Origin of the sequence: Rhodobacter sp. Har01 (assembly GCF_020564565.1) — a bacterium.
Lineage (GTDB): Bacteria > Pseudomonadota > Alphaproteobacteria > Rhodobacterales > Rhodobacteraceae > Pseudogemmobacter.
In genome coordinates, this window is record NZ_JAJCTD010000010.1 from 1 (window position 1) to 13,656 (window position 13,656).

Genomic DNA, 13,656 nt, shown 5'->3' on the forward strand with positions numbered 1-13,656 from the left:
TCCAAGACCGCAACACCTACAAGCAGGCCCGCGCCGCCGCTCTCGCCGAGTGGCGCGGCCTTCTCGCCGCTTAAAGGACAGTCATCCTGCCCTTGTAGAGACGAGTTCGCATTTGTCTGACAGCACCACGGTTCCTTAAGCCATGCATAGAAGCCGCTGAAGTGAACCCGCAGCACCCGGCACATTGCCCGGACACCGAACTCGGTCTGATGCGCCCGGATGAACGCGTACTTCATTGGGACTCGCGCGCGAAGTACGCAGTTGCCTTTCTTGGGATATCGCGCTCCTCAGTCACCCGCGCCAGTTCCCGCTTCAGCCGTCGGTTCTCGGACTCGAGGTCCACGCTGGGCACCTTCGGGGCTGGGTCCGCGAAAAGCTTCATCCACTTGTAGAGCGAGTGCGAACTCACCCCCAAACGCCGGGAAACCTCCCGAACCGGATAGCCCCGAACCGTGATCTGCTGCACCGCATCCCGCTTGAACTCATCGCTGTAGTTGCTCGTCCCCATGTCGGCCTCCTAGCCTCAAAGTTGGGGGGCAAAGCGTCTACAAATCTAGGGGCACCTCACTTCTCGCCGCTTAAAGGACAGTCATCCTGCCCTTGTAGAGACGAGTTCGCATTTGTCTGACAGCACCCCTGCCCGCGATCTGCATCGATGCCCGTCATGCCAAGTCGGCACTCGACATGGCGCCGAACAAGACCGACGCAAACGATGCCGACGGTTTGGCACATCTGGCCGAGATAGGTTTCTTCCGAGAAGTGAGGGTGAAAGGCTTTGACAGCATGCTGGCTCGGACCCTGATCGCCGCCAGGAACCGGCTGGTCAGGATCACGGTCGATCTTTCCAATCATATCAGAGGCTTCATGAAAACCTTCGGACTTCTCATTCCTGCCGGGAAGGGAAGTACGTTCGAGGCACATGTACGTCGACTGCTCTCCGATCGGCCGAAGGTGTCAGAAATCCTGCTGCCGATGCTCGACGCTTGGTGCGCAACCCGGCTTCAGGCTGCCCGACTCGCGCGCCAGATTGCCGCAGAAGCCCGACAGAATGATGGCTGCCGGATCCTGATGTCGATCCCCGGAGTGGGCGCGATCACCGCGACTTCGTTTGTCACCGCGATCGAAAGCCCTGACAACTTCCGGAAGTCCCGATCCGTCGGCGCCTGGGTCGGCCTGACGACCCGGCGGTATCAATCCGGTGAAATCGACTACAAGGGCCACATCTCCCGCCGGGGAGATCATCACCTCCGCGGCCTGCTCTACGAGGCAGCATCCGTCATTCTGACCCGCAGTTCGGCTGAAAGTGATCTGAGGACCTGGGGGCTGAAGCTCAGGGAACGCATCGGCTTCAAACGCGCGGCCGTCGCATTGGCAAGGAAGTTGGCGGTCACGATGCATGCGATGCTCCGGGACGGCACCCTGTTCGAGCGGGGTATGAAGGCATCTGCATGATCACACAGGAATAGCGCTTGAGCATTGAGCGCGCCGAAGCGTCCCTGCCGGGACGTAGGTAGGGCCTTTCGTGCAGGGGGATGCACCGCTGGCACCTCAGCTGAGTGCGGATCAGACATAGGAAGGCCCACCCGCGAACACCAATCATGCGGCGACCGACGTGTCGACCGCGAAGACGACCCTGCTCCGGCAAACGTACCTTGGCACGTCTCGACGAACACTTGCGCTGATCACCGATGACTTTCTGCCCCAAACCGAAAGAAAGGGCTTGCAAGATGTGATGCGATTAGACGACCCCGCCTCGGCGATACCCGCGGAAAGTGCGCACCGAGTCATCCTGCCGCAGCCCTTAACGGCTCACTCCACCGCTCCCGGAGCCCGTGCCTCGATGGCCCGGACCCGCCGCCAGTCGAGCCCGGCAAACAGCGCCTCGAACTGGGCGTGGTTCACCAGGATCAGCCCGTCCGTCACTGCGGGCCAGGAGAAGGTATGCTCCTCCAGCCGCTTGTAGGCCATCACCAGCCCGGTTCCGTCCCAGTAGAGCAGCTTGAGTCGATCCGCCTTACGCGCGCGGAAGACGAACACTGTGCCGGTGAACGGGTCCTTGCGCAACTCGTTCTTCACCATCGCGGCCAAGCTGTCGTGGCCCTTGCGGAAGTCGACGGGTTTGGTCGCCACCATGATCCGCACCCGGTTCGACGGGAAGATCATGGCCCCGCCGCCAGGGCGCGAACGATGGAAGCGATCCGTTCCGCCGACGCGCCCGGCTCCAGCCGGACCGTCACCGCACCAACCACGATCTGCGGGCCGGTCGTTTCTGGCGGTGGGAGGCCACTGTCTGATGGTGCCACGACCATCGCCGCAGACTCCACCGCGTCCTGCGGCGCGGGCAAAACCAGCTTGCCCTTCCGAGCCAAGGTCCGCCAAGACGACAGATGATTGGACCTCAGTTCGTGACGCCGCGCGACCTCGTCGACAGTCGCCCCAGGCCGCAATGTCTCCGCAACAATCCGCGCCTTCGCCTCATCCGTCCATCTCCGGCGGCTCCGGCGGTCGCTACCACCAATCGTGAGAATCTCCAAAGGAGCACTCATGGAGAACCTCCCACCCGTCACAGGAGGCTCCAATCCCAGATCAACACGCCGGGCAGAAGGTGGGGGCAGAACACCGCTTACAGCGCTTCGAAAGCCTGCAGCACGCGGCCAGCGCCATCGGCGACCGGATTGCCTTCCACAACCACCGACGCCTGCATCAGGCGCTGGACATGAAGACCCCCGCCGAGGCATTCGACCCAGCGGCTTAACCTGTGCAGAGTCCGCTGGGTCGATACAGAGCTTCACTACGCCGACCCAGGGGCGGGTCTGCTTCGCGGTGACCGGATCGCCGACGATCATCAGCACACGCACAACGGGCGAGGCGGCGGAATCGATCAGGGTCACAATCATAGGATCGATCGGTTCGAAGGTGATGGGAGCGACTCTGGCCGCGCGGACTCGCTATGAGTCTGACCGCGTCAGGACATCGTCGAAAGCGCTGATCAGGTGGTCGGCGTGATCCTGGGAGAAGACGAGCGGTGGACGAACCTTGAGCACGTTGGCGGCCCTGCCGCAGCCCGAGACCAGCACCCTTGCGTCGCGCAGACCGTTGATCAGGCGGGTCGCCATGGCCGCGTCAGGTGCCTTGCAGGCACGTTCCGAGACGATCTCGAGTCCGAGGAACAAGCCCGCTCCTCGGACATCACCGACACAGGGGTGACGCAAGGCCAGGGTTTCGAGGCCAGCCTTCAGGTATGCCCCGACGGCGCGCGCGTTTTCGAGCAGGCCTTCGCCCTCGATCACGTCAAGGACGGCGGAGGCGGCCTCGACTGCCACCGGGTTGCCGCCGAAGGTGTTGAAATAGCGCGCCTTGGCGCCGAATTCGGCCAGCACCTCGGGGCGTGCGGCAACGCCGGCGACGGGAAAGCCGTTGCCCATCGGCTTGCCCAGGGTGACGATGTCGGGGACGACCCCGTGGCGCTGGAAGCCCCATATCGCCTCTCCGGTGCGGCCGAAGCCCGACTGCACCTCGTCGGCGATGTAAAGCCCGCCCGCCTCGCGGATCGCGTCGACGGCGCCTTGCAGGAATCCGGCGGGCCCGTCCAGGACGCCGTCGCTGGAAAAGATGCCGTCGCAGATCAGCAGCGCAGGCTTGATGCCGTGGCGCCTGAGGTCGGCGATGGCTGCCCGTACGCCGGCGGCGAATTCGGCCCCGACATCGCCGGTGGCACTGCGATAGCGGTCGGGTGCCGGTACGGTGCGGACATGGACGCCGAGGTTCACGTTCTCGCCCAGCGAGGGCGAGAATTCGGCCACCGCCCGGGTGATGCCGTGATAGGCGGTTTCGGTGACGATGATGCCCGTGCCGCCGGTGTGGGATTGCGCGATCCGCACCGCGAGGTCGTTCGCGTCCGACCCGGTGCAGGTGTACATCAGATGCCCGATCTCGGCCGGCATCGTGGCCAGCAGCCGTTCGGCATAGCGCAGGATCGCCCCGTGCAGGTAGCGCGTGTTGGTCGCCAGCACGCCGACCTGCCGCTGGATCGCCTTGACCACGGTGGGGTGGCAATGGCCGACCGAGGTCACGTTGTTGTAGGCATCGAGATAGCGCTCGCCCTCGGGGGTATAGAGCCAGACGCCCTCGCCACGGACGAAATGCAGCGGGCGGGCATACATCAGCCGGTAGGCTGGCCCCAGCAGCGCCTTGCGCTGCGCGATCAGGACGGCGGTGTCGGGGTCAAGGTCGGCGGCGCCCTCGACATAGGCGTTGACCATCGCGGTGTCGGCTTTCACGGCGTGCTCTCCATCTGGCAGGCGGCAAGCAGGGCCGCAGTTGTGGTCTCTCGGGGCAGGCTGGCGAAGCGCGCCATTCCGATGCGGGCGGGACCGTTGTTGCGCAGGATGTAGGCGGCATTCTGCGGGTAGCGCGCGGCGCGCCATTCGGTGATGACGATCGAAGTCATCAGCCGCGCCACGATCAGGTCGCGCAGAAGCGCGACTTCGCGCCGTTCCAGCGGCCGGACGCCATGGTAGGCGCCGACGATTTCGCAGGCCGAGGCGAGAGCGTCGTCGCCAAGGTGGGTCTGGTAGGACGCGGCAACCGCCAGGTCGATGACGAGGGGGGTCTTGACCATGTCGCCGAAGTCGAGGACGCCGGTCACCCGGTCGGGATCGTCGGGGTTCAGCAAGACGTTGTGAAGGTTCAGGTCGTTGTGCACGACCTGCTGGCGCAGGCCGGGCAGCAGGGGCGCCACCTCGGCATCGAAATGGTCAAGCTCGGCCAAGAGCTGCGACTTGAGCGCGTCGCGCGGCAGCGAAGCCAAGAGTGGCCGCAGGCGTAAGGCGTGCTTGATGTCCCACAGGATCGCATGGGATGCCCCGGGATGGTCGAAATCGACCAAGGCCGCCCCCAGCCGGGCCAGCGTGCGCCCGAGGTCGCGGCGCAGGGCCGGCGAGACGCCGATGCGGGCCACCGGCACACCGTCAAGCCAGGTCAGCAGCCGGACCATGCTGCTGCGGCCGTCGGGCATTTCCAGCAGGAATTCGCTGCGGCCATCCAGCGCGGGCACGACCTTGGGCACCGGCAGGCCGGGGTCGCGCCGTTCAAGCCACAGCAGGGCCTGGTTCTGGAACTGGATGCTGACGGCAGGCTCGGCCGGGTTCGAGACCTTGAGGATGCAGCCCTTGCCCTGCGCGGGGACCATCTGGAAGTTGGCGTCCCGCTCGCAGGCCAATGGATGTGCCGCGGCCCGGATGCCATAGTGGCGCGAAACGATCCGTGCTGCCGCAGCGGCGTCGATCACGGGGGCGGGGCTGTGCAACATGTCGCCCAGGGCGGCGCGCGCGGATTCTTCGGCCGGGTCCGTGATGGTGATGTCAGACACGGGCGGGCACTCCGGGGTTGGTCACCTGGTCCAGCGCGGCGCGCAGCCGGCCGGCGTCGTCCCGGTCGATGCGGCGGAATTGCAGGATGTCGCCGGGCCGGGTCTGCGCCAGTTTCCAGAAGGCGGCGCTGGCGATGGTGAAGGGATTGATGAACCCTCCGGTGCTGGGCGAGTCGTTGACCAGGATGATCGGCGTCTGACCGGCAAGGTTCACCGCCCCCAGCGGATAGCCGTGGTCGATGATGTTCGACGGGTCCTGGCCATGGTCGCTGTTCTTGTGCAGGGCGCGATGGGCAAAGGAAAACTGCGGGCCGGTCAGGCGCAGGCCGGTGCGGCTGCTCTTGGCCTGCATCGTCCAGTCGGCGGCGAAGAACATCTCGACCGAGGCCGGGTCGAGCCAGTCGTCGTTCGGCCCGACCATGGCCTCGACCTGCCACCGCCGGTCGGTCGGGAACACCGGCCGCAACGGCGGCGGAATGGTCAGAAGGCCGGCTTCGGTGGGTGTGCCCAGCGGCACCACCTGATCGGCCACCAGCGCGTGGCCACCGACGCGGGCCATGTGGAACACCGCGCGCGAGCCAAGGACGGGCGGCGTGTCGATGCCGCCGGACAGGGCGACATAGGCCCGGGTGCCGGTCTGGGCGGCGCCCAGGTCCAGCACTTGGCCGGCCCGCACCGGCAGGCTTTGCCACATCTGCACGGGTTCGCCGTCCAGCCGGGGCCGCATGTCGGCGCCGGTCACCGCAACCATGGCGGGGCAGTCGAAGCGCAAGCTGGGGCCAAGGAACTGGCATTCCAGAGCGGCGGCATCGCGGTCGTTGCCGACCAGAAGGTTGGCCTGCCGGAAGGACCATTTGTCGAAGGGCCCCGAAACCGGGAAGCCCTGTTCGAGATATCCGATCCGGCCCGGCAATTCCTGCACGGTGGTTTCAAGTCCCGGTTTCAGGACGGTCAGGCTGCGCGGGTTCATGGCCGTGTCTCTTGCTGTGCGGCCCATGCCAGATACTGGTCGACCGAGAAGATCTGGTATTCGAGGATGTCGTGCCGATAGGTGCCCGCGGCCACTTCGGCGTCGATCCGGGCGCATTCCTCGGCCGGGACGGGCTGAAAGCGCACGCGGTCGCCTGCCTTGAGCAGGGCAAGGCTGTCGCGAAAGGCGGGCAGGCGCTGGTCGCGGTCGTAGATCGGCGCGGGGCAGCGTCCGATCAGCTGATAGCCCCCCGGCGTGCGGTCTGGGTAGATGCAGGACAGCGCGCCGCCAATACCGACGGCGCCCTTCGGTGTCCAGGTTCGCGGCGGGTTGTATTTCGGCGCGAAGATCCGCGCGCCGGGCCGCAGGGGCAGAAGCGAGCAGAGACCGGGCCAGAACCCCAGCGCGGCCACCCAGTATTCCGTGCCGGAATGCCGCCGGGCCAGCGCGGCGCGGTCCGGCAGGGCGTTCATCTCGGCCACGAGGTCGGGGTCGGGCCGCTTGTCGGGATAGGTCTTGCGATAGTCGTCGATGCAGGCGGTCGTCTCGGCCTCGAAGTAGCAGACCGGCATGGTGATCAGCCGGCTGGACAGCGACCCGGAGATGCCCTGGCCGATCCGGGCGTAGATGGCGGTGATCTCGGCGGTCAGGTCTTCATAGCGGATGCGGTCGGGGTCGTAGGTGATCTGGAACGAGGCAAGCTCGGGGATCAGGTCCTCGATGGCGGCGATCCGGGCTTCGCGCACTGCCGCCACCAGCCGGTGCACGGTGAAGTTCAGCGAGAAATCCATGCCGTCGCCCAGTTCCACCTCGATGGCGCGGTCGCCGCCCGGAAAGAACCTCAACGCGTCATGCAGCATGTCGCACCCCATTTCCCCGCCCGCCGAAACCCAAGCTTCAACGGGGTTTCGGCTGGATATTCTGAAGATTTCATATATGATATTTTATACGGTCGCAGAGGCGATTTCTGATGCAGAACAAGACACAAGGCCTTATTCCCATGCTTGGTGACAGGATTTCCGAGATGACCAAGATCGAGCATCAACCGCTGAGCGACCGCGCCTACCACGAGATCCTGAAGGGCATGACGAACGGCATCTTCGCGCCCATGCAGCCGCTGGTGATCCGCACCCTGGCCGAGACCTACGGGATTTCGGTCACGCCGATCCGCGAGGCCCTGCAGCGGCTGGTGGCCGAGCGCCTGCTGGTGGTGCTGCCGAACCGGTCGATCGTGGTGCCGCTGATGACGCAGGAGCGGTTCAACCAGCTGCTGCCGGTGCGGGTCGCGCTGGAGGGGATGGCGGCGGAGCTGGCCACGCCCAACCTTGGACCGCAGGATTTCGTTCGGCTGCACAAGCTCTTGGACCGCATCGCCGAGACGGCCGCAGGCTACGATTCGCGCACCTACCTGAAGCTGAACCGAGAGTTCCACTTCACGATCTACGAAAAGGCCCGCAATCCCGAGTTGATGCACGTGATCCTTGGGCTTTGGCTGCGGGTCGGGCCGGTGTTCACCGGTCTGTTCGACGACGACCACTATCGCCAGCACGCCAACGACGAGCATCGCCACATCGTCGCGGCGATGGAGCGGGGCGACCCCCGGGCGGCGCGCGACAGCATCGCGCGCGACCTGACGCTGGCAGCCCAGGCGCTGATGCCGCGGCTGCTGCGGACTGCTGCCGACTGAGGCGGGCGGGGGGGGCGTCATGCCGACTTGTCCAGCTTGACGAACAGCAGCCAGAACACGCCGCACAGCAGGGGCAGCGTCAGCAAGAGCATGATCGAGGCCAGCGAGAAGATGATCGGCACCTGGCTTTGCTGCGCTGCAGCCTGGATCCAGCTCCAGATCGGCATCGTCTCGACGGTGCCGCGCAGGAAGATCGAGCGCATCAGCTCGTTGAACGACATCAGGAAGCCGAACAGTGCCGCACCGACGATGCCGGGCATCAGGATCGGGAACTCGATGTCCCAGAACACCCGCCAGTTCGAGGCGCCAAGGTCGCGGCCGGCCTCGACCAGCCGGTGGTCGAAGCGGGTGGTGACGACCAGGATGATGAGCAGGGCAAAGGGGAAGGCCCAGACGAAATGGCCAAGGGCGACCGACCAGTAGCCCAGCTTGAGGTCCAGCATCGCGCGGGTGACGATGAACAGCGCGGCGCCCATCGACATGCCGGGCACGAACAGCGGCACGACGAACATCAGCAGCACCCGGCCGGGGCTGGACAGCGATGGCAGCGCGCGGCCGACAAGGGTTGCGACGACGGCGCAGATCAGCCCGATCACGGTGGCGATCACCAGACTGGCCAGCAGCGGCATGTGCCAGTCCGGATTGGCGAACAGGGCCCGGTAATGCTCGAACGAGAATTCGCCGGGAATGCCACCCAGAGGGTTGCGGCTGATCGACAGCAGGATCAGCCACAGCAGCGGGAAGTAGATCAGCGCGATCATCGCAAGGCCGCCCCATTTGGCCAGCTGCTTCCAGATCGGCGCGTAACTCAGTTCAAGACGGGCCGCGGGCTGCGTCGGGTCATTCGCCATGGTCACCCCCTGAGCACGCGGAACGAGGAAGCCGGGTCGCCAAAGCGGCGGGCGATCAGGTACATCGCGGCAAGAAGCACAAGCAGCAGCAGGATCACGAAGGCCGACAGCGCCGCCACCACCGGATAGCGCAGCGCGGAATAGGCGCTTTCGATCGAGTTCGAGATCAGGTTGACGAAGCCGCCGCCCAGCATCCCCGGTTCCACCCATGCGGCCAGGGCCGGGCCGAGGCAGAACACCACGCCGGCCATCACCCCGGGCAGCGACAGCGGCAGGATCACCCGCCGCAGCGTCTGCCAGGGCGAGGCGCCAAGATCCTTGCTGGCCTCGATCAGGGAGTCGTCGATCAGGTTGATCGCCATGTAGATCGGCAGGACCATGGGCGGGAACAGGCTGACCACCATGCCGAAATGCACCGCGACCTCGGAATAGAGCAGCCATTCCACGGGCGCATCAGTCAGCCCGGTGCCCATCAGGACGGTGTTGACCAGGCCCGACTGCCCAAGGATCGCCCGCCAGACGATGGTGCGCGACGACATGTCCAGGAAGAACGGGATGGTCAGCAAGGCCAGGCACACCGCTCGCCCGCCCTTGCTGACACCGCCCTTGGCCAGCCACAGCGCAAAGGGAAAGGCGCCGACAAGCTCGATCAGGGTCACGGTCACGGCGATGCGCAGGGTGCGCAGGGTCACTTCCCAGCGGCCGGATTCGAACAGGCCGATCCAGGTGTCGAGCGAGGGCTCGTAGACGGTGCGGAACTGGGCCGTCGAGAAGAAGCTGTAGACGAAGAGGATGATGATCGGAACGATGACAATGGCGAACCAGGCCACCAGGATGGCCGGAACCACCAGGTTGGTGGTGGACAGCCATTGGCCGATCCTTGGCAGAAGCCGGTCGTCCGCAGGGGCGCTGGCGCTGGTCTGCATCGTCCTTTTCCGTCGGGTTGAAGGGGGGGGCCGGGCGCGGGAGCAGGGCCGCGCGCCCGGTCGGTCAGCCGGTCAGGCGTTCATGAAGCGCTGCCATTCCTCTTCCATCGCGCCGGCATTGTCGGGCGTGGTGGTCGAGACGTAGGGCTTGGCGAATTTCTTCGCCACCTTGGCTTCGGTCGCCTTCAGGGCCTCGATTTCCTCGGCCGTCCAGCCGCTGGACTGGGCGTATTCGACGCCAAGGTCCATGTTGGGGCCGGCATAGCCGCGGTCGCGGGCCTGCAGGGCGCGATATTCGCCGGACAGGAAGTAGTTCAGCACCTTGTAGATCGCGTCCAGATTGCCGCGGTCCACGGCCTGCGCGGCGATGTAGGCGCCGTGGCCCCACTTGAAGTAGCCTTCCTTGGTATAGGCGTAGCGGGTCGCGTCCGGGCCAAGGACAAGGTTCGCCTCGCGCACGGCGGGTTCCCAGCAGTTGATGACGTCGACTTCCTTGTTGGTCAGCAGCTGGATCTGTTCCTCGAAGGCGCCGTAGAGGGTGCGGAACTGCCCGGCCTTCTTGCGCTCGATCAGGAAGTCGGCAACCAGCTTGGCCTCTTCGGCGGTCAGGTCGGCGATGTTGCCGAACTGGGCCGCGCCCTTGCCCTGCAGGTACAGCGCGGCGGGGCCCATCGAATAGGTATAGGCGTTGCCATAGGCGACGCGGCCGCGGGTTGCCTCGTCCTCGAACATCAGCGACCAGGACAGTTCCTCGGTGCTGTCGGGGGCGATGCCCACCTTTTCGGGGAAATAGCCGAAGCTGTCGGCGTTGCCGATCACCGGCACGCCCCATTGCTTGCCGTCGCGATCCTGCACCACGGCCGAGCGCTTCCAGTCGTCCGAGGTGCGTTCCCACAGCGTCAGTTCGGGATGCGCCTCGTCTAGCGTGGCGTACAGACCCTGCGGACCAAGGATGTCTTCGGTACCGGATTCGAAGATGAAGATGTCGGCGGTGTCGCCCATGTTGGCGCCCATCACGTCGCGCATGAAAACGCCCACATCGTTGCTGGCGCCGCTCAGCTCGCACCGCACGCCGATCGACTTTTCCATCGGCGCCCAATCCTTGAGCGCCGCGGTCGGCACGCCGTAGGCCTTGACGAGCGGCAGGTCCTGCGCCGCGGCGCGGCCGGGAAAGCCGCCCATGGCCGCCGTTCCCGCCAGTGCGCTCATCCCCAGAAGCAGGTTGCGGCGGGTCAGTTCGGCCTGGGAATAGGTGGAAAATCTGTCCTTCATGGCTACTTCTCCTGTTGGCGCTGGTTGTTTTCAGTCAGTCGACGGCGAAGATCACGGCGTCATTCGTGCTCCAACCGATCCTTCGGATTTCGCGGCTTTCGTCCTGCGCGCCATGCCAGCTGCGCATCCGCAGCGGCCCGGCGGGCGTATCCAGGGAAATGTCGGTGTACTTGCCGCGGTAGACGCGGCTGGTGATGCGGGCAGCGATGCCCTCGGGGGCATCCGGCGCCAGGGCCGAGATGCGCTCGGCGCGGATCGCCAGGTGGACCGGTGTGCCGGTGTCCAGGGCCGGGGCGGTGATCAGGCCCTGAAGGCGCAGGCCGCCGGGGAATTCGACCAGACCCAGATCGCCCTCGCGCCCGATCAGGCGGGCCTGCAGGATATTCTCGTAGCCCATGAAGCCGGCAGCGAAGCGGCTGTTCGGACGGTCGAACAGATCCAGCGGGCCGCCGCTTTGCACGATCCGGCCGTGGCTCATCAGCACCACGCGGTCGCTCATGGTCAGGGCCTCTTCCTGGCTGTGGGTGATGTAGATGAAGGTCATCCCCAGCGTGCGCTGCAGTTCCACCAGTTCGATCTGCATGTCCTCGCGCAGACGTTCGTCCAGTGCGCCAAGCGGTTCATCCAGCAGCAGGATCGACGGCTGCGTGACCACCGCGCGGGCCAGTGCGACCCGCTGGCGTTCGCCGCCGGACAGCTGGCTGATGCGGCGATCGGCCTTGGAGTCGAGCTGAACCATGCCCAGGGCGCGGTGCGCCTCGCGCAGCGCATCGGTCGAGTTCATCTTGCGGATGCGCAGGCCGTAGGCGACGTTCTCGATCACGTTCATGTGCGGGAACAGCGCGTAGCTCTGGAACACCGTCGTGCAGTTCCGCTTGGCCGCCGGCAGGTGGGCGACATCCACCCCCCCGATGCGCAACCGCCGCACCGATGTGGGCCGTTCCAGCCCCGAGATCACCCGCAGCATGGTGGTCTTGCCCGAACCGCTGGAGCCGAGGATGGTGAGAAATTCGCCCTTCAGCGCAGACAGCGAGACATGCGAAAGCGCCGTCACCGTGCCATAGCGGTGGACGACATCCTCGACTTCAAGCATCGGCACCGCAGTGCTGTCGGTCATCAGCGGTCTTTCTTTCAGGTCAGTGACGAAGCACCGCGCCGTGCAGCCCGACCAGCTGGCAGGCAAGCGAAAGCGCGACATCAAGAAGGTTGCGCGACAGCGCCGCCGGATCGGCAGTGGCGCAGGCGGTGAGCGGGCCGTCTGCGCCCGCATTGCGTCGCAGGCAGAGGCCGGGCGCGCGCAGGGCTGCGGTCAGCACGGCCAGGGCGGCCGCTTTTGCGGGGTCGCTGGCGGGCGGATGCTCCAGCCGCAGGGCAATCCGGTCGAGTCCCTTTCCGGCGCCTTCGATCACCCCATTGGCGCGTGCCGAGCGCAGCGCGGCGATCGACCGACGCGCGGCGGCGACGGAGGTCGTCGCCGCCGGGCTGCCGGCGATGCGCAGTTCGGCCCAGCGGCCGGCCAGCCGGGCATGCCGCCGCGCCGCATGTTCCCGGTCGAGCGGCAGGTATTTCCTGGCCTCGACCTCGGCGGCGATCCCGGCCAGACGCAGGGCAATCTGCCCGGCATCGCCGCTGGTGCCACCAAGCCGGATCACCTGACCCTCGCGGCGGAAGCTTTGCGCACGTCCCAGCATGGCCGGCTTCAGGGATTCGATCCGCACGCCGGTGTGGTCGGACACCAGCACCGCCCCGGTGGCAACGGCAAGGTCCTCAAGAATCTCGGCTGCCCGCGGCCCGGTGTCTTCCGGCACCAGCGCCGCCACGCGAAGCACGCCCTCGCGGCGGTTCCGCTCGATCAATTGCAATGCCTGGCCCTCGATTGCCCGGGCCACCACGACCAGCCCCTTGCCGCTGCGGGCAAAGCCTTCGACCACCGGGGTCAGGCTGCGGAAATCGTCGAGGCGTTCGTTGGCGACGATCAGGTGGACATCGTCCATCGCGGTCAGGTTTCCGGCGCCAACAGCCTTTGACTGGAAACTGAACCCGTCGTGCAGCGACAGGGCGGGTTCATCCTCGCGCCCTTCGGCCACCTCGACCAGGCCATCGTCACCCACGGCGCGATCGGCCTCAACGATCAGTTGCGCCAGATCGGCCGGCGCCCCGGCCGACAGCGCCACGGCAAACAGGTCTTCGGCCGCGGTCGCCTCGGCTGCAAAGGCCGCATCCAGGGCGGGCCGCAGCGCCAGCAGGGCATCCAGCAGGCGCGCCGGCGCCAGGCCCGAGGCCAGCGCCCGACGGCCTTCGGTCAGGGCGGCCCCGGCCATCACCGCAAGACGTGCCGTGCCGTCACCGAATTCGCGCTCGGCCTCGACCAGCGTCTCCTTGAAGAGGCGCGCGGCGAAATGGTCGGAACAGATCTGCCGGGCGATATCGCTGCCCGAATGCGCCACCTCGACGCGGTTGCCGACGGCAAACATCACATGCCGCCCCTCGGGGCCCAGCGAGGCCGCGATGGCGCGCACCGCCGGGGCAATCGCCTCGGCCATTTCGCGCTGCAAGGCCGCCCCCCCGGTCGCGCGCAT

General features: G+C 66.4%; 12 protein-coding genes and 2 pseudogenes. 2 read left to right on the forward strand and 12 right to left on the reverse strand.

Going from position 1 to position 13,656, the window contains the following annotated elements:
• Positions 1-128 precede the first annotated feature (128 nt).
• Positions 129-508, reverse strand: a pseudogene (locus LHP98_RS17565) (transposase); the annotation flags it as partial.
• A gap of 128 nt (positions 509-636) precedes the next feature.
• On the opposite strand from LHP98_RS17565, the pseudogene LHP98_RS17570 reads away from it, so the two are divergent.
• A pseudogene (locus LHP98_RS17570) lies at positions 637-1,452 on the forward strand (IS110 family transposase); the annotation flags it as partial.
• Positions 1,453-1,809: 357 nt separating this feature from the next.
• Here LHP98_RS17570 and tnpB read toward each other — a convergent pair.
• Genes tnpB through LHP98_RS17600 form a run of 6 tightly spaced genes read right to left on the reverse strand, consistent with a single transcriptional unit; the run spans position 1,810 to position 7,201 of the window.
• Positions 1,810-2,163 carry an IS66 family insertion sequence element accessory protein TnpB gene (gene tnpB, locus LHP98_RS17575; RefSeq protein WP_227253867.1) on the reverse strand — a complete coding sequence of 118 codons (354 nt, stop codon included), beginning with the start codon at positions 2,161-2,163 and terminating at the stop codon, positions 1,810-1,812.
• On the reverse strand, positions 2,160-2,897 hold the full coding sequence (locus LHP98_RS19640; RefSeq protein ID WP_319638963.1) for a transposase: 738 nt from the start codon (positions 2,895-2,897) through the stop codon (positions 2,160-2,162). The genes tnpB and LHP98_RS19640 overlap by 4 nt, the downstream gene beginning before the upstream one ends.
• Positions 2,898-2,948: 51 nt before the next feature.
• On the reverse strand, positions 2,949-4,262 hold the full coding sequence (locus LHP98_RS17585; RefSeq protein WP_264473845.1) for an aspartate aminotransferase family protein: 1,314 nt from the start codon (positions 4,260-4,262) through the stop codon (positions 2,949-2,951).
• 14 nt (positions 4,263-4,276) lie between these two features.
• Positions 4,277-5,371: a phosphotransferase gene (locus LHP98_RS17590; protein WP_227253870.1), complete on the reverse strand. Its 1,095-nt coding sequence runs from the start codon at positions 5,369-5,371 to the stop codon at positions 4,277-4,279.
• Entirely contained in the window at positions 5,364-6,341 is a 978-nt protein-coding gene (locus tag LHP98_RS17595; protein WP_227253871.1) for a biotin-dependent carboxyltransferase family protein, read from the reverse strand. Before LHP98_RS17595 ends, LHP98_RS17590 begins: the two co-directional genes overlap by 8 nt.
• Positions 6,338-7,201 (reverse strand): 5-oxoprolinase subunit B family protein, encoded by an 864-nt coding sequence (locus tag LHP98_RS17600; RefSeq protein WP_227253872.1) that lies wholly within the window; start codon positions 7,199-7,201, stop codon positions 6,338-6,340. Before LHP98_RS17600 ends, LHP98_RS17595 begins: the two co-directional genes overlap by 4 nt.
• Positions 7,202-7,365: 164 nt before the next feature.
• Between LHP98_RS17600 and LHP98_RS17605 the strand changes: the two genes are divergently transcribed.
• The gene (locus LHP98_RS17605) at positions 7,366-8,028 is read left to right on the forward strand and encodes a GntR family transcriptional regulator (RefSeq protein ID WP_227253873.1); all 663 of its coding nucleotides are present in this window, start codon (positions 7,366-7,368) and stop codon (positions 8,026-8,028) included.
• A gap of 17 nt (positions 8,029-8,045) precedes the next feature.
• Here the strand turns inward: LHP98_RS17605 and LHP98_RS17610 are convergent, their stop codons facing one another.
• The 5 genes from LHP98_RS17610 to LHP98_RS17630 form a co-directional block, all read right to left on the reverse strand.
• Entirely contained in the window at positions 8,046-8,879 is an 834-nt protein-coding gene (locus LHP98_RS17610; protein ID WP_227253874.1) for an ABC transporter permease, read from the reverse strand.
• 2 nt (positions 8,880-8,881) lie between these two features.
• Positions 8,882-9,805: an ABC transporter permease gene (locus tag LHP98_RS17615; protein ID WP_227253875.1), complete on the reverse strand. Its 924-nt coding sequence runs from the start codon at positions 9,803-9,805 to the stop codon at positions 8,882-8,884.
• 72 nt (positions 9,806-9,877) lie between these two features.
• The gene (locus LHP98_RS17620; RefSeq protein ID WP_227253876.1) at positions 9,878-11,077 is read right to left on the reverse strand and encodes an ABC transporter substrate-binding protein; all 1,200 of its coding nucleotides are present in this window, start codon (positions 11,075-11,077) and stop codon (positions 9,878-9,880) included.
• A 34-nt stretch (positions 11,078-11,111) separates the two neighbouring features.
• Positions 11,112-12,194, reverse strand: a complete 1,083-nt coding sequence (locus LHP98_RS17625; RefSeq protein WP_227253877.1) for an ABC transporter ATP-binding protein — start codon at positions 12,192-12,194, stop codon at positions 11,112-11,114.
• Between the two features lie 19 nt (positions 12,195-12,213).
• Entirely contained in the window at positions 12,214-13,656 is a 1,443-nt protein-coding gene (locus LHP98_RS17630) for a TCP-1/cpn60 chaperonin family protein (protein ID WP_227253878.1), read from the reverse strand.

Coding starts and splice junctions, on each gene's coding strand:
- LHP98_RS17615 (WP_227253875.1), bottom strand. CDS start 9,805: ATGCAGACCAGCGCCAGCGCCCCTGCGGACGACCGGCTTCTGCCAAGG.
- LHP98_RS17625 (WP_227253877.1), bottom strand. CDS start 12,194: ATGACCGACAGCACTGCGGTGCCGATGCTTGAAGTCGAGGATGTCGTC.
- LHP98_RS17600 (WP_227253872.1), bottom strand. CDS start 7,201: ATGCTGCATGACGCGTTGAGGTTCTTTCCGGGCGGCGACCGCGCCATC.
- LHP98_RS19640 (WP_319638963.1), bottom strand. CDS start 2,897: ATGATTGTGACCCTGATCGATTCCGCCGCCTCGCCCGTTGTGCGTGTG.
- LHP98_RS17605 (WP_227253873.1), top strand. CDS start 7,366: ATGACCAAGATCGAGCATCAACCGCTGAGCGACCGCGCCTACCACGAG.
- tnpB (WP_227253867.1), bottom strand. CDS start 2,163: ATGATCTTCCCGTCGAACCGGGTGCGGATCATGGTGGCGACCAAACCC.
- LHP98_RS17585 (WP_264473845.1), bottom strand. CDS start 4,262: ATGGTCAACGCCTATGTCGAGGGCGCCGCCGACCTTGACCCCGACACC.
- LHP98_RS17620 (WP_227253876.1), bottom strand. CDS start 11,077: ATGAAGGACAGATTTTCCACCTATTCCCAGGCCGAACTGACCCGCCGC.
- LHP98_RS17630 (WP_227253878.1), bottom strand. CDS start 13,656: ATGCGCGCGACCGGGGGGGCGGCCTTGCAGCGCGAAATGGCCGAGGCG.
- LHP98_RS17595 (WP_227253871.1), bottom strand. CDS start 6,341: ATGAACCCGCGCAGCCTGACCGTCCTGAAACCGGGACTTGAAACCACC.
- LHP98_RS17610 (WP_227253874.1), bottom strand. CDS start 8,879: ATGGCGAATGACCCGACGCAGCCCGCGGCCCGTCTTGAACTGAGTTAC.